The organism is Pseudomonas sp. MF4836, assembly GCF_002018875.1.
Classification (GTDB): Bacteria; Pseudomonadota; Gammaproteobacteria; order Pseudomonadales; family Pseudomonadaceae; genus Aquipseudomonas.
In genome coordinates this window covers 387276-408550 of the sequence record NZ_MVOL01000002.1, presented here as the reverse complement: position 1 = coordinate 408550, position 21275 = coordinate 387276, and the positions used below count along the sequence as shown (strand labels likewise).

The window sequence follows — 21275 nt, the reverse complement described above, 5'->3', positions numbered from 1 at the left end:
AGTTTCAAGCGGCAAGAGAGAAGCAGTACGCACTGCTTCTTGCCGCCTGTAGCTTGCAGCTCAAAACGCCCATAAAAAAACCCGGCTCAAAGGCCGGGTTTTTTATGCGCTGCTGTTAACCGTTGAACACGTCATCCACGCTTTTCAGCGGGTAGTTCTTCGGATACGGCAGGGTCGCTACGCCAGTCTCGATCGCGGCCTTGGCCACGGCATCGGAGATCACGGTGATCAGGCGGGCGTCCATTGGTTTCGGGATGATGTACTCACGACCGAATTCCAGCTTGATGCCGCCGTAGGCGTCGCAGACTTCCTGTGGCACTGGCAGTTTGGCCAGTTCACGCAGGGCGTTGGCTGCGGCGACTTTCATTTCTTCGTTGATGCGCTTGGCGCGAACGTCCAGGGCACCACGGAAGATGAACGGGAAGCCCAGTACGTTGTTGACCTGGTTCGGGTAGTCGGAACGACCGGTGGCCATGATCACGTCGTCACGAGTGGCGTGGGCGAGCTCAGGAGCGATTTCCGGATCCGGGTTCGAGCACGCGAACACGATCGGGTTGGCGGCCATCGACTTCAGGCCTTCAGCGCTCAGCAGGTTCGGGCCGGACAGGCCAACGAACACGTCAGCGCCTTGCAGGGCATCAGCCAGGCTGCGCTTGTCGGTAGCGTGGGCGAACACCGCCTTGTACTGGTTCAGGTCGTCACGGCCGGAGTGGATCACGCCGGTACGGTCAACCATGAAGATGTTTTCGATATTGGCGCCCATGCTCACCAGCAACTTCATGCAGGAGATGGCCGCAGCGCCTGCACCGAGGCAGACGATTTTCGCTTCAGGCAGGGTTTTGCCAGCGATTTCCAGGGCGTTGATCATGCCGGCCGCAGTAACGATCGCGGTGCCGTGCTGGTCATCGTGGAATACCGGAATGTCGCACTGCTCGATCAGAGCACGTTCGATCTCAAAGCACTCAGGTGCCTTGATGTCTTCCAGGTTGATGCCACCGAAGGTGATGGAGATACGCTTGACGGTGTCGATGAAGGCTTGCGGGCTTTCGGAGTCGACTTCGATGTCGAACACATCAATGCCGGCGAAACGCTTGAACAGCACGCCCTTGCCTTCCATGACTGGCTTGGAAGCCAATGGACCGAGGTTACCCAGGCCGAGAATCGCGGTGCCATCGGAAATGACTGCAACCAGGTTGCCCTTGCCGGTGTATTTGTAGGCCAGCTCAGGATCGCGGGCGATTTCGCGTACTGGTTCGGCTACGCCGGGGCTGTAGGCCAGCGACAGGTCGCGAGCGGTAGCAGTGGCCTTGGTGAGCTCGACACTCAGCTTTCCTGGACGAGGATGGGCATGATATTCGAGAGCGGCAGTTTTCAAATCAGACATGTGGGCATTCCGCTTTTTACTGTTGGACAGACGGACCGCCGAGGATACGCGTGTCGCAAAGTCCCTACAAGACTGACCAGTCACCCCTGTCAAGGGCCCTGGCATACGACTTTGGCCCAAGAGCCACGGAACACAAGGCCTACAACTGTTCACAATCCAAATAAAAAATGTCTACAATTTTTATTTATCAGAACATTCCGAGCATCGTTGGATCGGTCAGCGGCAACATCCAGCGAGCCTGACCAGACCTGACCGGGGCTTTTCGCGCGCGATCCACGACCCAGCCCCGCGCCTCGATTTCCCGACCCTGGAGGCGATCCAGCAGCGAAGCATCGAAATTCGCCAGCAGTTTGGGCGCAATGTGCAATACAACCGAACCCTGCAACTCAATCCAAACCCCACCGCGATTGCGTTGCACCTTGCTCACACGCCCACTGAGCACGGCAAAGCCCGAGGCCCTGATCTGCTGCGCTTTCAGTACAGATGCCTGGCGCCACAGGCCCAGCCGAGCCTGGCGCGCGCTGTCTTCGGCAGCCCGCTGGCAGGACGCCAGGGCGACGTTGGGCGCAATCGCAATCTGATAGGCCAGGCCCTCGGCCAGCAAACGCGCGGCCAGGTTACTGCCATCGGCACCGTAGACGTAGGCCAGGGTCCGGCCGTAACGGTCCCTGGTCTCGGCCCCGAGCCGCAAGCCCACTCGCCCTGCGCCTTGCTTGACCAACGCCTGCAAACGCGCACGCGCCGCCGCCGCGAAAGGCTCGGCAGGACGACCTTGGCGCGCCAGCTCGGGCGCATTGAGGCCGATCAGGCGCACGCTGCGACCGTCTTTCAGGCGCAGGGTGTCGCCATCGACCACGCGCTGCACCACGGCCGGCGTCAGGCCGCTGGGGGTTGGGCAAAATGCCTGGGCGGCTGTCAGCCAAATCGCGGACACAAAAAAGGCGCCCACCAGGGACGCCTTTTTCATCAGCGAGGAAAGGCCGTATTGGCTTTCCAGAACGATCAGCCTTAGGCTTTTTTCGTTGCGCCGAAAGCACCGAAGCGCGACTTGAACTTGTCGACACGGCCGCCAACGTCCAGAGTTTTTTGCTTACCGGTGTAGAACGGGTGGCACTCGTTGCACACGTCCAGGCTCAGAGGCTTGGCCAGGGTGGAGCGAGTTTCGATGACGTTACCGCAGCTGCAAGTAGCGGTAATGGCTTCGTATACTGGATGGATATCGGCTTTCATGGTGTCTTCCTCAGGCTAGCGTGCCGCCACCCAACACTATTGTTGAATACCGCACGTAATTAGGCCGCGGATTCTACCAGAGCGCGTCAATCACGCAAGCTGTCCCTTACACCGGTCGTCTGCTAGGCTCCGGGCCTTCTTTACCGCCCGTTCATGAGATTTCCCCGCGTGCCCGACGCCATCTTGCGCCTCGCCCTGCCTTCGCCCCTGCGCCGCCTGTTCGACTACCGTGCCCCGGCCGGCGTCCTGCGAGCCCAGTTGCACCCGGGCATGCGCCTGCGAGTGCCCTTTGGTCGCCGGGAGATGATCGGCATCCTGGTGGAGATCGCCGACAGCAGCGAAGTCCCCGCCGAGAAACTCAAACCGGCCCTCGCCCTGCTCGACGCCACCCCACCTCTGCCGCCCGCGCTGTTCAAACTGTGCCTGTGGACCTCGCAGTATTACCAGCACAGCCTCGGCGACACTCTGAGCTGGGCACTGCCGGTGCTGCTGCGCCAGGGCGAGCTGGCCGAGGCGCGCCAGGAGCGCTTCTGGTCGGTCAGCCCCGGCGCCAAGCTGGACGATCCGCGTATCGCCCGCGCGCCACGCCAGCGGGAAGCCCTGGCGACCCTGGCCCAGCACCCCCACGGCGTCGCCCATCAGTTGCTGAGCAAGTTGATGCTGAGCAAGGACAGCCTCGACCTGCTGCTGGCCAAGGAGCTGGTCCAGGTCGAGATCCGCAAGCACGCCCCCGAAGCGCGCCATGAACACTGGCTGGCGCAGCCGGAACTGCCCCTCAACCATGAGCAGCGCGCCGCCTACGAGGCCATCCGCGCGGGTTTCGACAGCTACCACGCGTTCCTGCTCGCAGGCGTTACCGGCAGCGGCAAGACCGAGGTCTACCTGCAACTGATCCGCGAAACCCTGGAAGCCGGCAAGCAAGCCCTGGTGCTGATCCCGGAGATCAACCTCGGGCCCCAGACCCTGGCGCGTTTCGAACAGCGCTTCAATGCACGCATCGCCCTGCTGCACTCGGCCGTCAATGACCGCGAACGCCTGGACGCCTGGCTGGCAGCGCGGGACGGCGATGCCGACATTATTATCGGCACCCGCTCGGCGCTGTTCACGCCGATGAAGAACCCCGGGCTGATCATCATCGATGAAGAACACGACGGCTCCTATAAACAGCAGGAAGGCCTGCGCTACCACGCCCGCGATCTGGCCCTGGTGCGCGCGCGCCAGGAAAACATTCCGATCGTCCTCGGCTCCGCCACGCCGTCCCTGGAAAGCCTGCACAACGCCTACACCGGCCGTTATGGCCTGCTGCGCCTGACCGAGCGCGCCGGCGGCGCCAAGCAACCGCGCTTTTTGCGCCTCGACGTCAAAAGCCGCCCCCTGGACAGCGGCATCTCCGGGCCGATGCAGCAGGCCATCGGCCAGACGCTTGCCGCCGGCCAGCAGGTGCTGGTGTTTCTCAACCGCCGCGGCTTTGCGCCGACCCTGCTGTGCCACGACTGCGGCTGGATGTCCGAATGCAACCGCTGCGATGCGCGGATGACCGTGCACCAGCGCTCCGGCGAACTGCGCTGTCACCATTGCGGCCATGTCGAGCGGGTTCCGCGGCACTGCCCGCAGTGCGGCAAAGTCGATTTGCGTCCGGTGGGCGCCGGCACCGAGCGCGCCGAGGAGCGCCTGGGGATTCTGTTTCCCGATTTCCCGGTGCTGCGGGTGGATCGCGACAGCACCTCGCGCAAGGACGCGATGAACCAGTTGTTCGCCACCATCCAGAAGGGCCACCCGTGCATCCTGGTGGGCACGCAGATGCTCGCAAAGGGCCATCACTTCCCCCGGGTGACCCTGGTGTCGATCCTGGATGCCGACGGCGGGCTGTTTTCCGGCGACTTCCGCGCCAGCGAACGCATGGCCCAGTTGATCGTCCAGGTCGCCGGCCGTGCCGGACGCGCCGAGGAGCCGGGCAAGGTGATCATCCAGACCCACCTCGCCGACCACCCCTTGCTGGTGCAACTGACCGAACAGGGTTATTTCGCCTTTGCCGAACAGGCCCTGAGCGAGCGCCGCGCCGCCGGGCTACCGCCCTTTGCGCACCTGGCGCTGCTGCGGGCCGAAGCCCACAAACCGGGGCAGGCCGAGGGGTTTCTCGATGAAGCCTGCAGCGAAGCCGAACGCCTGCTCGCCGAGCACAACCTGGGCGGCATCGAGCTGTTGGGCCCGGTGCCGGCGCCGATGGAGCGCCGCGCCGGGCGTTATCGCGCGCAGCTGCTGCTGCAGGCCAACGCCCGCGCACCCCTGCACCGCCTGCTGAGCAGTTGGCTGCTGGTGCTGGAACAGATGCCCAGCGGGCGCCAGGTGCGCTGGTCGCTGGATGTGGATCCCGTCGATCTATATTGATAAGCCTGTGGCGCGGGAGCTTGCTCCCCCAGCACCGGTTAATCGTCCGTCCGGGGCGTGCGAAGGTTGGCAAGCCTGCCCCGGCAACGGATAATGCCCAGTTTTTCCACCTGCGCATCGAAGCGCCGCCGCGCCTGCGGTCGAAAGAGAAGACCATGAAAGACACCATTCGCCAGCTCATCCAGCAAGCCATCACCCAACTCGTCAACGACGGTGTGTTGCCAGAAGGCCTGACGCCGGCGATCCAGGTAGAAAACACGCGCGACAAGACCCACGGCGATTTCGCCAGCAATATCGCCATGATGCTGGCCAAGCCGGCCGGCATGAAACCGCGAGACCTGGCGGAAAAAATCATCGCCGCGCTGCCGGCCGATGACAGCGTGACCAAGGCCGAAATTGCCGGCCCAGGCTTCATCAACTTCTTTCAGAACACCCAGGCCCTGGCCAGCCGGCTGGATGCGGCCCTGGCCGATGAGCAGGTTGGCGTACGCAAGGCTGGCCCGGTACAACGCACGGTGGTCGACCTCTCGGCGCCAAACCTGGCCAAGGAAATGCACGTTGGCCACCTGCGCTCGACCATCATCGGCGACGGCGTGGCGCGGGTCCTGGAGTTCCTCGGCGATACCGTGATCCGCCAGAACCACGTTGGCGACTGGGGCACCCAGTTCGGCATGCTGATGGCCTACCTGCAGGAAAACCCGATCACCAGCGAAGAGCTGTCGGACCTGGAGAACTTCTACCGCGCCGCCAAGCAGCGCTTCGACGAGTCTGCGGAGTTCGCCGACCGCGCCCGTGGGCTGGTGGTCAAGCTGCAAGCCGGCGACCCGGACTGCCTGGCGCTGTGGACCAAGTTCAAGGACATCTCGCTGTCCCACTGCCAGAAGATCTACGAACTGCTCAACGTCAAACTGACCATGGCCGACGTGATGGGCGAAAGCGCCTACAACGACGACCTGATCAACGTGGTCAATGACCTCAAGGCCAAGGGCATGCTGGTCGAGAGCAAAGGCGCCCAGTGCGTGTTCCTCGACGAGTTCAAGGACGCTGATGGCGAGCCGCTGCCGGTGATCATCGTCAAGGCCGACGGCGGCTACCTCTACGCCACCACCGACCTGGCCGCCGTGCGTTACCGCAGCGGCGTGCTCAAGGCCGACCGCGCGCTGTATTTCGTCGACCAGCGCCAGGCCCTGCACTTCCAGCAGGTGTTCGCGGTAGCACGCAAGGCCGGCTTCGTGACCCACCCGATGGAAATGGAGCACATGGGCTTCGGCACCATGAACGGCGCCGACGGCCGTCCATTCAAGACCCGTGACGGCGGCACCGTGAAGCTGATCGACCTGCTGACCGAAGCCCGGGAGCGTGCCTACACCCTGGTCAAGGAAAAGAACCCGGAACTGGCCGAGAACGAACTGCGCAACATCGCCCGCGTGGTGGGTATTGGCGCGGTCAAATACGCCGACCTGTCCAAGCACCGCACCAGCGACTACAGCTTCAACTTCGACCTGATGCTCAATTTCGAAGGCAACACCGCGCCTTACCTGCTGTACGCCTACACCCGTGTCGCTGGCGTATTCCGCAAGCTGGGCAAGGACTTCAGCCAGGTCGAAGGGCAGATCGTGCTCGAAGCCGCTCACGAGCAGGAACTGGCGGCCAAGCTGGCGCAGTTCGGTGAAGTGCTCAACAGCGTTGGCGAAAAAGGCACGCCGCACATTCTCTGCACCTACCTGTACGATGTGGCCGGCCTGTTCTCCAGCTTCTACGAGAACTGCCCGATCCTGAACGCCGAAACCCCGGCTCAGATGCAGAGCCGCTTGCGCCTCGCCGCACTGACCGGCCGCACACTCAAGCAAGGCCTGGAACTGCTGGGTCTGGAAACTCTGGAGCGCATGTAAGTTGGCTGCCAAGAAAAAACCTGCACCCAAGCGTGGCGCCAGCCGTTACCAAGCTCCTGCGAAGAAACCGATCCCGGGCTGGCTGTGGCTGGCCATCGGCCTGACCGTCGGCGCGTTTATCGTGTTCCTGATGAAGCTGGAGCCAGGCAAGGGCGACAACGTCAAACGGGAAAAGCTGGAGCAGCAAAAGGCCAGCAAGATCGCCGAGGCCAACAAGACCCCGCCGAGCCCGCAGCAACCGGTGAAGCCGAAATACGACTTCTACACCCTGCTGCCGGAATCGGAAGTGATAGTGCCGCCTGAGGCCGTGCCGGAGAAAACCCTGCCGACGCCGCAGACCACTCCCACCACTCCGGTCACCCCAGCCGAAGCGGCGAAGATCGACACCGCCCGCGCACAGGCGGCGCTGGCCGGCATCACCCCGCCGCCGCCACCGCCCGTGGCCAAGGCCGCAGCGGTCACCAAGTTCTTCCTGCAGGCGGGCTCGTTCCGCAAGGAAGCCGACGCCGACAAGGTGCGCGCACAGATCATCCTGCTCGGGCAGTCGGTGGCCGTGGAGTCGGGCACGGTCAAGGACGAGACCTGGTATCGGGTGCTGGTCGGTCCGTTCAGCAACCGCGAGCAACTGACCACCGCACAGAAACAACTGGCCGGCGCCGGCTTCAGCAACCTGCTGCTGCAACAGCGCCAAAGCCGCTAAGCCAATCCGTGGCGGGGGTATGGCTCAATACCCTCACCACCGTATTCGCCCGTAGCCACTGCCGAGACACGAAGCAGCGCTGGCCATCAGGACCGCCGCTGGAGCATCAGTGAAAGCCACGCAGTCCCTCCCGCCTGCGGCAGCGGCTACAACGTGCGGCTGCGCTGTCTGGCAAGTCACACTCTGTGACATTAGACCCGTCTCACCGCTCGTCTCTATCCCCGCCCCACGGTTGAAAAACCTCTCACCACCCCCATATGAGTTTCCATCAGGGCATTTTCGCCCCGCAGCGTGGAGACTCTCCCTTGACCACCATCGTTTCAGTTCGCCGCCACGGCAAAGTCGTCATGGGCGGCGACGGCCAGGTTTCTCTGGGCAATACCGTGATGAAAGGCAACGCCAAAAAAGTGCGCCGCCTGTACCACGGTGAAGTCATTGCCGGCTTCGCCGGTGCCACCGCTGACGCCTTCACCCTGTTCGAGCGCTTCGAAGGCCAGTTGGAAAAACACCAGGGCCATCTGGTCCGCGCCGCTGTCGAGCTGGCCAAGGAGTGGCGTACCGACCGTTCCCTGAGCCGCCTGGAAGCCATGCTCGCCGTGGCCAACAAGGACGCTTCCCTGATCATCACCGGCAACGGTGACGTGGTCGAACCCGAAGACGGCCTGATCGCCATGGGTTCCGGCGGCGCCTTCGCCCAGGCCGCAGCCAGCGCCCTGCTGAAGAAAACCGACCTGTCGGCCCGGGAAATCGTTGAAACCGCCCTCGGCATCGCCGGCGATATCTGCGTATTCACCAACCACAACATCACCATTGAGGAGCAGGATCTCGCGGAATAAATCCGGTACAGGCCCAGGGCCACGGTATTTATTCTTGCTTGAGGACCGCCAACTACTATGTCCATGACTCCCCGCGAAATCGTCCACGAACTCAACCGCCATATCATCGGCCAGGACGATGCCAAGCGCGCCGTCGCCATCGCCCTGCGTAACCGCTGGCGCCGGATGCAGCTGCCGGAAGAGCTGCGCGTTGAAGTAACCCCCAAGAACATCCTGATGATCGGCCCGACCGGCGTCGGCAAGACCGAAATCGCCCGCCGCCTGGCCAAGTTGGCCAATGCACCGTTCATCAAGGTCGAAGCGACCAAGTTCACCGAAGTCGGCTACGTCGGCCGCGATGTCGAGTCGATCATCCGTGACCTGGCCGATGCCGCGATCAAGCTGTTTCGCGAGCAGGAAATCATCAAGGTTCGCCATCGCGCCGAAGATGCTGCCGAAGAGCGCATTCTCGACGCCCTGCTGCCCCCGGCACGCATGGGTTTCAGCAGCGACGACGCTCCCGCCCAGGACTCCAACACCCGCCAGCTGTTCCGCAAGCGCCTGCGCGAAGGGCAACTGGATGACAAGGAGATCGAGATCGAAGTGGCGGAAAGCGCCGGCGTCGATATCTCCGCGCCACCGGGCATGGAAGAAATGACCAACCAGCTGCAAAGCCTGTTCGCCAACATGGGCAAGGGCAAGCGCAAGAACCGCAAGCTCAAGGTCAAGGAAGCGCTGAAGCTGGTGCGCGACGAAGAAGCCGGGCGCCTGGTCAATGATGAAGAATTGAAAGCCAAGGCCCTGGAAGCAGTCGAGCAGCACGGCATCGTGTTCATCGACGAAATCGACAAGGTCGCCAAGCGCGGCAACTCGGGCGGCGTCGACGTCTCCCGGGAAGGCGTACAGCGCGACCTGCTGCCGTTGATCGAAGGCTGCACGGTCAACACCAAACTGGGCATGGTCAAGACCGACCACATCCTGTTCATCGCCTCCGGCGCTTTCCACTTGAGCAAACCGAGCGACCTGGTCCCCGAGTTGCAAGGCCGGCTGCCGATCCGCGTCGAACTCAAGGCCCTGACCCCCGGCGACTTCGAGCGCATCCTCAGCGAGCCCCATGCTTCGTTGACCGAGCAGTATCGCGAGTTGCTGAAAACCGAAGGCCTGGCCATCGAGTTCCTGCCCGACGGCATCAAGCGCCTGGCGGAAATCGCCTGGCAGGTCAACGAGAAGACCGAGAACATCGGTGCGCGCCGCCTGCACACCCTGCTCGAGCGTCTGCTCGAAGAGGTGTCGTTCAGCGCCGGTGACCTGGCCAGCGCCCATGGCGAAGAGCCGATCCGCATCGACGCCGCCTACGTCAACAGCCACCTCGGCGAATTGGCGCAGAACGAAGACCTGTCGCGCTACATTCTTTAAGCGACCCGTGACGAGCGCCAAGCTGCAAGTTGACCGCGGTCATCTTGTGGCTTGCAGCTCGCAGCTTTAAGCTGCCCCCCATGACCAAACTCCCGACTGCCATCAACCTGCACAAAGCCTCGAAAACCCTGACCCTGACCTATGGGCCGGACGAGGTCTATCACCTGCCCGCCGAGCTGTTGCGCGTGCACTCTCCTTCCGCCGAGGTCCAGGGCCACGGCAAACCCATCCTGCAATGGGGCAAGATCAACGTCGGCCTGACCAAGGTCGAACCGGCCGGCCAGTACGCACTGAAATTGACCTTCGACGACGGTCATGACAGCGGCCTGTTCACCTGGGACTACCTGTACCAGCTGGCTGTGCGCCAGGACACGCTGTGGAACGATTATTTGGCCGAGCTCAAAGCGGCTGGAAAATCCCGCGATCCGAGCGAGTCGATCGTCAAGCTGATGCTCTAGCTCAAGCCTCCAACTGATTAGAACGCATTTTCTAATTTCATCTGTTTGAATGCTTGGCCGCAGTGCCATGCATTGGCCTGCTTGCGAAAAAAATTAAACTCGGGTAACCAATGGAGCTGGCAAGTTCCCTGCAATGCTTTGTGCAGCAACAAAGCAGCGATGTGGAATCAACGGTCACCCGAGCAGTAGTACCTGGCATCTTTGCTGTGTGACTACACAGCAGGTCTGGTACTCGTCTCAGGACAATGGAGCGTCGTAGATGAGTAACAAGAATAACGATGACCTGAAAGCCCAAGCCTCGGAAAACACCCTGGGGCTAAATCCGGTCATTGGCTTGCGTCGAAAGGATCTTCTTGGCTCTGCTCGCATGGTGCTCACCCAGGCCATCAAACAACCGCTGCACAGTGTCAAGCACGTCACCCATTTCGGTCTTGAACTGAAAAACGTACTGTTCGGCAAATCGCAATTGCAACCGGCTGGCGATGACCGCCGCTTCAATGATCCGGCCTGGAGCCAGAATCCGCTCTACAAGCGTTACCTGCAAACCTACCTGGCGTGGCGCAAGGAGCTCCACGACTGGATCGACGACAGTAACCTCTCACCCAAAGACATCAGCCGCGGGCATTTCGTGATCAACCTGATGACCGAAGCCATGGCCCCGACCAACAGTGCGGCCAACCCGGCGGCGGTCAAGCGCTTCTTTGAAACCGGCGGCAAGAGTCTGCTCGACGGCCTGTCCCATCTGGCCAAGGACCTGGTGCACAACGGCGGCATGCCCAGCCAGGTCAACATGGACGCCTTCGAGGTCGGCAAGAACCTGGGCACCAGCGAAGGTGCGGTGGTGTTTCGCAACGACGTGCTGGAATTGATCCAATACCGCCCGATCACCGAACAGGTGCACGAGCGTCCGCTGCTGGTGGTGCCGCCGCAGATCAACAAGTTCTATGTCTTCGACCTCAGCCCGGACAAAAGCCTGGCGCGCTTCTGCCTGCGCAATAATGTGCAGACCTTTATCATCAGTTGGCGCAACCCGACCAAGGCCCAGCGCGAGTGGGGCCTGTCGACCTATATCGAGGCGCTCAAGGAAGCGGTCGATGTGGTCACCGCGATCACCGGCAGCAAAGACGTGAACATGCTCGGCGCCTGCTCCGGCGGCATTACCTGCACCGCCCTGCTCGGGCACTACGCCGCGATCGGTGAGAAGAAGGTCAACGCCCTGACCTTGCTGGTGAGCGTGCTCGACACCACCCTGGACAGCGATGTGGCGTTGTTTGTCGACGAGCAGACGCTGGAGGCGGCCAAGCGCCACTCCTACCAGGCCGGTGTCCTGGAAGGGCGCGACATGGCAAAAGTCTTCGCCTGGATGCGCCCCAACGACCTGATCTGGAATTACTGGGTCAATAACTACCTGCTGGGCAACGAGCCGCCGGTGTTCGACATCCTGTTCTGGAACAACGACACGACCCGGCTGCCGGCAGCATTCCACGGCGACCTGATCGAGATGTTCAAAAACAACCCACTGATCCGGCCCAATGCACTGGAAGTGTGCGGCACGCCGATCGATCTGAAACAAGTCACCGCCGACATCTTCTCCCTGGCCGGCACCAACGATCACATCACGCCGTGGAAGTCCTGCTACAAGTCAGCCCAGCTGTTTGGCGGCAATGTCGAGTTCGTGCTGTCCAGCAGCGGCCATATCCAGAGCATTCTCAACCCGCCGGGCAACCCCAAGTCGCGTTACATGACCGGCACCGGAATGACCGACAAAGCCGACGACTGGCAGGAAAACTCTACCAAGCACACTGACTCCTGGTGGCTGCACTGGCAGGCCTGGCAGGCCGAGCGCTCGGGCAAGCTGAAAGCGTCGCCGACCGCCCTGGGCAACAAGAAGTTCGCCGCCGCCGAAGCCGCACCCGGCACCTATGTCCACGAGCGGTAAACCGTCCGCCGGCAATGACCAACCCGGCACCTGGAGGTGCCGTCAGCCTTACTTTTCGACGAGGCGGATACCCACCTCGGGTCATCCGGATTCAGCCACGATGGCGGCTCCGGCGGTTTAATTCACAGGGTCCAGGCATGCCTCAACCGTTCATATTTCGTACCGTCGATCTGGATGGACAGACCATCCGCACCGCCGTACGCCCAGGCAAGCCTCACTTGACCCCGCTGCTGATTTTCAACGGCATCGGCGCCAACCTGGAGCTGGTGTTTCCGTTCGTCCAGGCCCTGGACCCGGACCTGGAAGTCATCGCGTTCGATGTGCCAGGCGTCGGCGGTTCCTCGACGCCCAGCCACCCTTACCGCTTTCCCGGCCTGGCCAAGCTCACCGCGCGCATGCTCGATTACCTCGACTATGGCCAGGTCAATGCGGTGGGCGTGTCGTGGGGCGGCGCCCTGGCCCAGCAGTTCGCCTACGACTATCCCGAGCGCTGCAAGAAGCTGGTGCTGGCCGCTACCGCCGCCGGCGCCTTCATGGTCCCGGGAAAGCCCAAGGTGCTGTGGATGATGGCCAGTCCACGGCGCTACATTCAGCCCTCCCACGTGATTCGCATCGCACCGATGATCTATGGCGGCGCCTTTCGTCGCGATCCGTCCCTGGCCGCAGAACACGCGGCCAAGGTGCGTTCGGCGGGCAAACTGGGCTACTACTGGCAATTGTTCGCCGGGATGGGCTGGACCAGCATCCACTGGCTGCACAAGATCCATCAGCCGACCCTGGTGCTGGCCGGTGACGACGACCCGCTGATCCCGCTGATCAATATGCGCCTGCTCGCCTGGCGCATCCCCAATGCTCAGTTGCACATCATCGACGACGGCCATCTGTTTCTGATCACCCGGGCCGAAGCGGTTGCACCGATCATCATGAAATTTCTCCAGGAGGAGCGGCAGCGGGCCGTGATGCATCCGCACCCGACGCCTTTCAGCGGTACGTGAGAAGGCGCACGTCGAACAGGACTTCGCGCGCAAGTTGGCCCGGGACCGACTATGTTGTCTGTCTTGGATTGGTGTGCTTGTTGATGGTGACGAAGGAGTGTTGACTCATGCGAGAAAAACCAGCGACAGGCTCGTTGACGACGCCCGCCGCGTTTATCAATGCTCAAAGCGCGATCACCGGCCTGCGCGGTCGAGATCTGTTGTCGACGCTGCGCAACGTGGCCGCTCACGGCCTGCGCAACCCCCTGCACAGCGCCCGGCACGCCCTGGCCCTGGGCGGCCAATGGGGTCGGGTACTGCTGGGCGAGACCCTGCACAAACCCAACCCCCAGGACAGTCGGTTCGCCGACCCGACCTGGAGCCTGAACCCCTTCTATCGGCGCAGCCTGCAGGCTTACCTGAGTTGGCAAAAGCAGACCAGGAACTGGATCGACGACAGTGGCATGAACGACGACGACCGCGCCCGCGCGCATTTCGCCTTCACCTTGCTCAATGACGCCATCGCCCCCTCCAACACCTTGCTCAACCCGCTGGCGATCAAGGAGCTGTTCAACTCCGGCGGCAACAGCGTGGTTCGCGGTCTTGGCCATCTGGTGGACGACCTGTTGCACAACAACGGCCTGCCCAGCCAGGTCACCAAACAGGCTTTCGAGATCGGCAAGACCCTGGCCACCACTCCAGGCTCGGTGGTGTTTCGCAACGAGCTGCTGGAGCTGATCCAGTACAAGCCGATGAGCGAGAAACAATACTCCAAGCCCTTGCTGATCGTGCCGCCGCAAATCAACAAGTACTACATTTTCGACCTCAGCCCGGCCAACAGCTTCGTCCAGTTCGCCCTGAAAAACGGCTTGCAGACCTTCATGATCAGTTGGCGCAACCCGGATATCCGCCACCGAGAATGGGGGCTTTCCAGCTACATCGAAGCCGCCGAAGAGGCGATGAATGTGTGCCGGGCGATCACCGGCAGCCGCGAAGTGAACCTGATGGGCGCCTGCGCCGGTGGCCTGACCATCGCTGCCCTGCAAGGCCACTTGCAGGCCAAGCGCCAATTGCGCCGGGTGTCCAGCGCCAGCTACCTGGTCAGCCTGCTCGACAGCCAGATGGACAGCCCGGCAACCCTGTTCGCCGACGAACAGACCCTGGAAGCCGCCAAGCGCCGCTCCTATCAGCAAGGGGTGCTGGACGGCCGGGACATGGCCAAAGTCTTCGCCTGGATGCGCCCCAACGACCTGATCTGGAATTACTGGGTCAACAACTACCTGCTGGGCAAAGAGCCACCGGCTTTTGACATCCTCTACTGGAACAACGACAACACCCGCCTGCCGGCCGCGCTGCACGGCGACCTGCTGGACTTCTTCAAGCACAACCCGTTGAGCCATGCCGGGGGCCTGGAGGTCTGCGGCACACCGATCGACCTGCAGAAGGTCAATGTCGACAGCTTCAGCGTGGCCGGGATCAACGATCACATCACGCCCTGGGACGCGGTGTATCGCTCGACCCTGCTGCTGGGCGGCGAGCGGCGCTTCGTGCTGTCCAACAGCGGCCACGTGCAGAGCATCCTCAACCCGCCGAGCAACCCCAAGGCCAACTACGTTGAAAACCCCAAGCTCAGCAGCGACCCGCGCGCCTGGTACTACGACGCCAAGCACGTCGATGGCAGTTGGTGGACTCAGTGGCTGGGCTGGATTCAGGAACGTTCCGGCGTTCAGCGCGAAACCCAGATGACCCTCGGCAACCAGAACTATCCACCCATGGAAGCGGCACCCGGCACTTACGTGCACGTACGCTGAACAACCCTGGCGCCACGCCCGCCAGCGGGCCGTGGCCTGACGGAACAATCAAGAAGACTGGATGAAAACCCGCGACCGGATCCTCGAATGTGCCCTGCAATTGTTCAACCAAAAGGGCGAACCCAATGTCTCGACCATGGAAGTTGCCAATGAAATGGGGATCAGCCCCGGCAACCTCTACTACCATTTCCACGGCAAGGAGCCGTTGATCCTGGGCCTGTTCGAGCGCTTCCAGAACGAGCTGACCCCCTTGCTGGACCCGCCCGCCGATGCGTTGCTGGCTCCAGAAGACTATTGGCTGTTTTTGCACCTGATCGTCGAGCGCCTGGCGCACTACCGCTTCCTGTTCCAGGACCTGTCGAACCTGGCCGGGCGCCTGCCGAAACTGGCCAGGGGCATTCGCAACCTGCTCAATGCCCTCAAACGCACCCTGGCGTCCTTGCTGGCCCGACTCAAGGCGGCCGGTCAATTGGTCAGCGACACCCAGGCCCTGGGCCAACTGGTGGAACAGATCACCATGACCTTGCTGTTTTCCCTGGACTACCAGCGAATCCTCGACCGCGAAGGCGAGGTGCGGCTGGTGGTGTACCAGATCATGATGCTGGTGGCGCCGCACTTGCTGCCGCCGGCCAAGATGGCAACCGAACAGATGGCACGCCAGTATCTGGACCAGCATGAATAAGCCACTGTCGGCAGTGCTGACCGGCAAGCAGTGCATTCAAGGATTCAAGCCCTGGCGGGCAGCAACAAAAACGCCCGACCTTTGCAGGCCGGGCGTTTTTGCAAAACCTGAAAAGATCAGGTTTGACTGGTTGGCGTCACTGGAGTTGGCGCGGCAGTCGGGGTTGCAACCGGGGTCGGAGCCGACGAGGAGTTCGCTGGGCTGACCGGGGCGGCAGGTTTTGCTGCAACAGCAGGCTTTGGCGCCGCTGCTTTTGGAGCGGCGGGTTTGGCCGCAGCAGGTTTCTTGGCTACCGGCTTTTTCGCCGCGGCCGGCTTGGCTGCCGGTTTGACCGCAGGCTTGGCAGCAGCTGCCGGTTTGGCGGCGGCTGTTTTAGCGGCGGGCTTCGCAGCAGGTTTAGCTGCTGGCTTGGCTGCCGGCTTGGCGGCTACTGGTTTGGCCGCGGGTTTGGCGGCAGGTTTCGCGGCGGCGGTCTTGGCGGCAGGTTTGGCTGCCGGTTTAGCCGCTGCGGTCTTGGCGGCAGGTTTTGCAGCTGGCTTGGCAGCTGGTTTAGCAGCAGCCTTGACCAGTGGCTTGGCGGCGGGTTTGGCAGCCGGCTTGGCCGCTGCAGTTTTAGCCGCAACGGGAGCCACCTTGGCACCTGTGAGTTTTTCGATTTGCTTGGTCAGGGTATCGACCTTGCTGTGCAGGGCCTTGACCTCATTGCGGCTTGGCACGCCGAGGCGCGAGATGGCACTGTTCAGACGCTTGTCGAACGCACCTTCGAGTTCGTCCCACTTGCCCAGTGCACGGTCTTTGACATCACTGATACGCGACTTGGCAGAGCTGGCGGAATCCTTGGCGGATTCAACTTTCTTGCCGACCGCACTTTTAGTCAGTTTCTCGGCTTTCTCGCCATCTTTGACCAGGGTCTCGAAGAGTTTGCTGCCGTCAGTGTCAATCTTCGAGTACACGCCTAAACCAGCAAGCCAGATTTTGCGGGAGTAGTCTTCGACTTTCCCGATCCACGAGCTGCCTTCTTTTTCAGTATTCTTTTTACCAGCCATCCCGTTCTCCTTAATGTTTACGCGCGACACGTTCGAGCAATGCCGTCAGCTCATCGAGCTTAGCAGAGAGTGTCTCAACGTCATGTTTAGACGGAATGCCGATGCGATTCAAGGCACTTGCGACGCGCGTGTCAAAAGCCTTTTCGACTTTATCCAGTTGCACTTCAACTTTGCCTTTGAGACTGGTGACATCACCCTTGACGTTGTCGATTTGACTGTTGGCAGCATCAAGTTGTTCAGTCACAACTTTTTTGCCCTTCTTTTCAACAACTTGACCTTCCTTGATGAGTTCCTGGAAGTACTCGCTGCCTTCCTGCCCGACCTTGGCGTAGGCACCCAGGCCTGCCAGCCAGATCTTGCGGGCATAGGATTTGACTTCACTCAGAGCAGTCGACGAAACATCAACTTTTTTCTTCAGAATTACTTTGGCCATGGTGCACCTCACGCGCAGAAGGTTGGAGGAACTGCCCACAGAAAATGGGGCTGAAGCACAAAGTAGTGAGAAAAATTAGAATCGGCACCCTAACCACTGCAACAAAACAGTGAAGCAACTTGATAGGGGTGCTGGCTTACCGGTGGTGTTCAATCAGCGCCATTGCAACGCCTGCGATGGCCGGCAAGCCAGTTGCTGTAACAGACAATCAGGCCAGAGCTTTATCCATAGCCTTTTCGATTTCCGACTTGATGGTGCCGCTCATGGCGGACATCAACAGGCCCAGTTCAACATCAATCCGGATCAACTCCTCGCCCACGTGCACCGTGCCTTTGACTCCGGAACGCTTGAGGTTCAGGGTGTCGCCCGACCACTTGGGTTCCAGGCCATATTGGTCGGCCAGTTTCTGCGCCAGTTGCTCAGCCTTTTCACGGGCTGCTTCCTTGCCCAGGCCATGGGCACGTTCAACAGTAATACGGGCCATTAAATAACTCCTGATTTATCGGGACTTGCCTGAAGCATCTTGACCGTGGCTGCGTCAAAACGTCTCGGCGGCGCACTATCTTACATTCAGCCTTGCCAAGACAAAGGCCGCCACCGGGATTAGAATGTCCCGCATTCTCTTTTGGTGACAGCGATATGACTGATCAGCGCAAAGGCAGCGATGCCGAACCCACCACACACTTCGGCTTCAAGAACGTTCCAGAAAGCCAAAAGGCGGAAAAAGTCGCTGAGGTGTTCCACTCGGTAGCCGCCAAGTACGACCTGATGAACGACCTGCTGTCGGGCGGGATGCACCGTTTGTGGAAGCGCTTTGCCATCGAGCTGTCGGGCGTACGCAGCGGCAACCGCGTATTGGACATCGCCGGTGGCACTGGCGACCTGACCAAGAAGTTCTCGCACCTGGTTGGCCCGACCGGCCAGGTAGTACTGGCTGATATCAACGCATCCATGCTCAAGGTCGGTCGCGACCGTCTGCTGGACCTCGGTGTGGCCGGCAATGTCGAATTTGTCCAGGCCGATGCAGAAAAACTGCCGTTCCCGGACAACCATTTCGACTGCGTGACCATCGCCTTCGGCCTGCGCAACGTCACCCACAAGGAAGACGCCCTGCGCTCGATGCTGCGCGTACTCAAGCCCGGTGGCCGCCTGCTGGTGCTGGAGTTCTCCAAGCCGACCAACGCGCTGATGTCCAAGGCCTATGACGCGTATTCGTTCGCCTTCATGCCGTTGATGGGCAAGCTGATCACCAATGACTCGGAAAGCTACCGTTACCTGGCCGAATCGATCCGCATGCACCCGAATCAGGAAACCCTGAAATCGATGATGGTCGAGGCCGGTTTCGACCGCGTGACCTACCACAACATGACCGCGGGCATCGTCGCCCTGCATCGCGGCATCAAGCCCTGATGTTGCTCAGCGGCCTGCTCGCCAGCGTCGAACTCGGCGTCAATCGCGTGCTGCGCCTCGACAGCACGGCCCTGCCGCGTCTGCAACAACTGAGCGGCAAGGTGATCGCGGTCGACTGCCGCAACCCGGCGTTGCAGCTGTTTATCCTGCCCAGCGATGAAGGCCTGATGCTGGCCGCGCACTGGGCCACCGATGCCGACTGCACCTTGCGGGCCCCGGCCTCAAGCCTGCTAAAGCTGGCCCTGAGCAAAGACAAGACCACAATCCTGCATGGTCCCGAGGTCGAGCTGGAAGGCGACAGCGGCGTGCTCCTGGAACTGGCGGCGATCCTCCAGGACCTCGACCTGGACTGGGAATACGAGCTGTCGCGCTGGCTTGGCCCGGTCACCACCTCGCTGTTCAGCGGCCATGTGCGCAGCCGGGCCCGCTGGTATCAGCAAGGGTTCGCCAGCCTCAATCAGAACCTGGGTGAATACCTGGCCGAAGAATCACGCACCCTGGTAGGCCAGCGCGAAGCCGAAGCCCGGTTTAGCGAGCTGGACCAGATCAAACTCGACCTGGAACGTCTTGAGGCGCGCTTCGAGCGCCTTTCCCGATCCCTTGATCCAAGCGATAACGCATGAAGCTGCTCGCCGTCCGCCGTTTGTTGCGCATCCAGCGCGTCGTGATTCGTTACCGCCTCGATGACTTGCTGTTTGCCCTGCCCCTGCCCTGGTTTCTCCTGGCCCTGCGCTACGCCCTGCCCTGGCGCTGGCTGCCGCGCAAACCGCTGGAGCTGAGCCGGGGTGCGCGCTTGCGCCTGGCACTGCAGGACCTGGGGCCGATCTTTATCAAGTTCGGGCAGATTCTCTCCACCCGCCGCGACCTGCTCCCCGAAGACATCGCCGATGAACTGATGCGCCTGCAGGACCGCGTGCCGCCGTTCGACTCGCAAAAGGCCGTGGCGCTGATCGAGCAGCAGTTGGGCAAGAAGATCAGCGACGTCTTCAGTCGCTTTGATATCGAGCCCCTGGCCTCGGCTTCGGTGGCGCAGGTGCACGCCGCGCAGCTCAAAAGTGGTGAAGAGGTGGTGGTCAAGGTCATCCGCCCGGGCCTCAAGCCGATCATCGCCCAGGACCTGGCGTGGCTGTTCATCCTGGCCCGCACTGCGGAAAAACTCTCGGCCGACGCACGCCTGCTGCACCCGGTGGACGTGGTCAGCGACTACGAAAAAACCATCTACGACGAACTCGACCTGCTGCGCGAGGCGGCCAACGCCAGCCAGCTCAAGCGCAACTTCGAGGGCTCGTCGCTGCTGTATGTACCCCAGGTCTACTGGGACTGGTGCCGCCCCAAAGTGCTGGTGATGGAGCGTATCTACGGGATCCAGGTCACCGACCTCGCGACCCTGGCCGACCAGCGCACCGACATGAAGATGCTTGCCGAGCGCGGTGTGGAGATTTTCTTCACCCAGGTGTTCCGCGACAGCTTCTTCCACGCCGACATGCACCCGGGCAACATTTTCGTCAGCACCGTCAACCCGTGGAGCCCGCAATACATAGCGATCGACTGCGGCATCGTCGGCAGCCTGACGCCCGAGGACCAGGACTACCTGGCGCGCAACCTGTTCGCCTTTTTCAAGCGCGACTACCGCCGCGTGGCCCAGTTGCACATTGACTCCGGCTGGGTGCCGGCGGAAACCAAACTCAACGAATTCGAAGCGGCGATCCGCACCGTGTGCGAGCCGATCTTCGAAAAACCGTTAAAGGATATTTCCTTCGGCCAGGTGCTGATGCGCCTGTTCCAGACGGCGCGGCGCTTCAATATGGAAGTCCAGCCGCAACTGGTGCTGCTGCAAAAGACCCTGCTCAACATCGAGGGCCTGGGCCGCCAGCTGTACCCGGACCTGGACCTGTGGAACACCGCGCAGCCTTTCCTCGAACGCTGGATGCGCGAGCGGGTCAGCCCGAAAACCCTGCTGGGCAACCTCCACAGCCAGGTCGAACAACTGCCGCACCTGGCCAACATGACCCGCGACCTGCTCGAACGCATGTCCCAACCCCACGCCAAGGACCCGCCGCCGCCCTGGCATCAGCGCAAGGACGACTGGTTCCTGCGCCTGCTGGGCTGCGCCCATCTGGCCGGCGGCGCGATCCTGGCAGTCGGTGGCCCGTTGCACGAACTGGGGCACTGGCCGGCGGGAATCATGATTGCGGTCGGCCTGTATCTGGTCGTTCGCCGATAGCCAGTGACGCAGTCGGCTGGCAAACTGTTCAAATCGCCGAGGCGCAACCATCGGGTTGAACCTGGTAGTCGGAGTCGAAGATGAAAGATTGGCTGGACGAGATCAAATGGGACGCTGACGGCCTGGTGCCGGCCATCGCCCAGGATCACAAGACCGGGCGCGTGCTGATGATGGCCTGGATGAACCGCGAGGCCCTGGGCCTGACCGCCGCCGAGAACCGTGCCATTTACTGGTCACGTTCGCGCGGCAAACTGTGGCGCAAGGGCGAAGAGTCCGGGCACGTGCAGAAGCTCCACGAAATGCGCCTGGACTGCGACGCCGACGTGATCATCCTGATGGTCGAGCAAGTCGGCGACATCGCCTGTCACACCGGCCGCCATAGCTGCTTCTACCGCGTTCACGAGAACGGCGAGTGGAAGACCGTCGAACCGGTCCTCAAAGACCCGCATGCGATTTATTCGGCAGGACACTGA

20 protein-coding genes are annotated in these 21275 nt (G+C 61.7%); 14 read left to right on the top strand and 6 right to left on the bottom strand.

All coding sequences use genetic code 11. The features are described from left to right. Positions 1–115: 115 nt before the first annotated feature. The 3 genes from MF4836_RS05225 to rpmE all read right to left on the bottom strand — a co-directional run bounded on the left by MF4836_RS05225 (position 116) and on the right by rpmE (position 2614). Positions 116–1384 (bottom strand): malic enzyme-like NAD(P)-binding protein, encoded by a 1269-nt coding sequence (locus MF4836_RS05225; RefSeq protein ID WP_078469449.1) that lies wholly within the window; start codon positions 1382–1384, stop codon positions 116–118. Positions 1385–1571: 187 nt separating this feature from the next. Beyond that, positions 1572–2351: a thermonuclease family protein gene (locus MF4836_RS05220; protein ID WP_078469448.1), complete on the bottom strand. Its 780-nt coding sequence runs from the start codon at positions 2349–2351 to the stop codon at positions 1572–1574. A gap of 41 nt (positions 2352–2392) precedes the next feature. After that, complete coding sequence (rpmE, locus tag MF4836_RS05215) at positions 2393–2614, bottom strand: 50S ribosomal protein L31 (protein ID WP_011058815.1); 222 nt, start codon at positions 2612–2614, stop codon at positions 2393–2395. A 168-nt stretch (positions 2615–2782) separates the two neighbouring features. Between rpmE and MF4836_RS05210 the strand changes: the two genes are divergently transcribed. The 10 genes from MF4836_RS05210 (at position 2783) to MF4836_RS05165 (ending at position 15689) form a co-directional block, all read left to right on the top strand. Further along, positions 2783–5002, top strand: a complete 2220-nt coding sequence (locus MF4836_RS05210; RefSeq protein WP_078469447.1) for a primosomal protein N' — start codon at positions 2783–2785, stop codon at positions 5000–5002. A gap of 155 nt (positions 5003–5157) precedes the next feature. Beyond that, complete coding sequence (gene argS, locus MF4836_RS05205; RefSeq protein WP_078469446.1) at positions 5158–6894, top strand: arginine--tRNA ligase; 1737 nt, start codon at positions 5158–5160, stop codon at positions 6892–6894. Between the two features lies 1 nt (position 6895). After that, a complete protein-coding gene (locus MF4836_RS05200; protein ID WP_078469445.1) occupies positions 6896–7594 on the top strand; it encodes an SPOR domain-containing protein in 699 nt (232 codons plus the stop codon). A gap of 305 nt (positions 7595–7899) precedes the next feature. After that, a complete protein-coding gene (hslV, locus tag MF4836_RS05195) occupies positions 7900–8430 on the top strand; it encodes an ATP-dependent protease subunit HslV (RefSeq protein WP_020299467.1) in 531 nt (176 codons plus the stop codon). A 57-nt stretch (positions 8431–8487) separates the two neighbouring features. Beyond that, positions 8488–9825: an ATP-dependent protease ATPase subunit HslU gene (gene hslU, locus MF4836_RS05190; protein ID WP_020299468.1), complete on the top strand. Its 1338-nt coding sequence runs from the start codon at positions 8488–8490 to the stop codon at positions 9823–9825. Positions 9826–9905: 80 nt separating this feature from the next. Then, positions 9906–10283: a gamma-butyrobetaine hydroxylase-like domain-containing protein gene (locus tag MF4836_RS05185; protein ID WP_078469444.1), complete on the top strand. Its 378-nt coding sequence runs from the start codon at positions 9906–9908 to the stop codon at positions 10281–10283. A 259-nt stretch (positions 10284–10542) separates the two neighbouring features. Then, complete coding sequence (phaC, locus tag MF4836_RS05180; protein WP_078469443.1) at positions 10543–12222, top strand: class II poly(R)-hydroxyalkanoic acid synthase; 1680 nt, start codon at positions 10543–10545, stop codon at positions 12220–12222. Between the two features lie 137 nt (positions 12223–12359). Continuing rightward, complete coding sequence (phaZ, locus tag MF4836_RS05175) at positions 12360–13217, top strand: poly(3-hydroxyalkanoate) depolymerase (protein ID WP_078469442.1); 858 nt, start codon at positions 12360–12362, stop codon at positions 13215–13217. A gap of 107 nt (positions 13218–13324) precedes the next feature. Beyond that, positions 13325–15007: a class II poly(R)-hydroxyalkanoic acid synthase gene (gene phaC / locus MF4836_RS05170; protein WP_078469441.1), complete on the top strand. Its 1683-nt coding sequence runs from the start codon at positions 13325–13327 to the stop codon at positions 15005–15007. A gap of 61 nt (positions 15008–15068) precedes the next feature. Then, a complete protein-coding gene (locus tag MF4836_RS05165) occupies positions 15069–15689 on the top strand; it encodes a TetR/AcrR family transcriptional regulator (protein WP_078469440.1) in 621 nt (206 codons plus the stop codon). A gap of 116 nt (positions 15690–15805) precedes the next feature. On the opposite strand, the gene MF4836_RS05160 is transcribed toward MF4836_RS05165, so the two are convergent. The 3 genes from MF4836_RS05160 to MF4836_RS05150 form a co-directional block, all read right to left on the bottom strand. Beyond that, positions 15806–16735 carry a phasin family protein gene (locus tag MF4836_RS05160; protein WP_078469439.1) on the bottom strand — a complete coding sequence of 310 codons (930 nt, stop codon included), beginning with the start codon at positions 16733–16735 and terminating at the stop codon, positions 15806–15808. 10 nt (positions 16736–16745) lie between these two features. After that, on the bottom strand, positions 16746–17168 hold the full coding sequence (locus MF4836_RS05155; protein ID WP_020299475.1) for a phasin family protein: 423 nt from the start codon (positions 17166–17168) through the stop codon (positions 16746–16748). A gap of 208 nt (positions 17169–17376) precedes the next feature. Beyond that, positions 17377–17652 (bottom strand): polyhydroxyalkanoic acid system family protein, encoded by a 276-nt coding sequence (locus MF4836_RS05150; protein WP_078469438.1) that lies wholly within the window; start codon positions 17650–17652, stop codon positions 17377–17379. 155 nt (positions 17653–17807) lie between these two features. Here MF4836_RS05150 and ubiE point away from each other — a divergent pair, with 155 nt between their 5' ends. The 4 genes from ubiE to hisI all read left to right on the top strand — a co-directional run bounded on the left by ubiE (position 17808) and on the right by hisI (position 21275). Continuing rightward, positions 17808–18578, top strand: coding sequence for a bifunctional demethylmenaquinone methyltransferase/2-methoxy-6-polyprenyl-1,4-benzoquinol methylase UbiE (gene ubiE, locus MF4836_RS05145; protein ID WP_020299477.1), 771 nt, complete (start codon positions 17808–17810; stop codon positions 18576–18578). Continuing rightward, a complete protein-coding gene (locus MF4836_RS05140; RefSeq protein WP_078469437.1) occupies positions 18578–19201 on the top strand; it encodes a ubiquinone biosynthesis accessory factor UbiJ in 624 nt (207 codons plus the stop codon). The genes ubiE and MF4836_RS05140 overlap by 1 nt, the downstream gene beginning before the upstream one ends. Beyond that, positions 19198–20802 carry a ubiquinone biosynthesis regulatory protein kinase UbiB gene (ubiB, locus tag MF4836_RS05135; protein ID WP_078469436.1) on the top strand — a complete coding sequence of 535 codons (1605 nt, stop codon included), beginning with the start codon at positions 19198–19200 and terminating at the stop codon, positions 20800–20802. Before MF4836_RS05140 ends, ubiB begins: the two co-directional genes overlap by 4 nt. A gap of 80 nt (positions 20803–20882) precedes the next feature. Next, positions 20883–21275 (top strand): phosphoribosyl-AMP cyclohydrolase, encoded by a 393-nt coding sequence (hisI, locus tag MF4836_RS05130; protein WP_078469435.1) that lies wholly within the window; start codon positions 20883–20885, stop codon positions 21273–21275.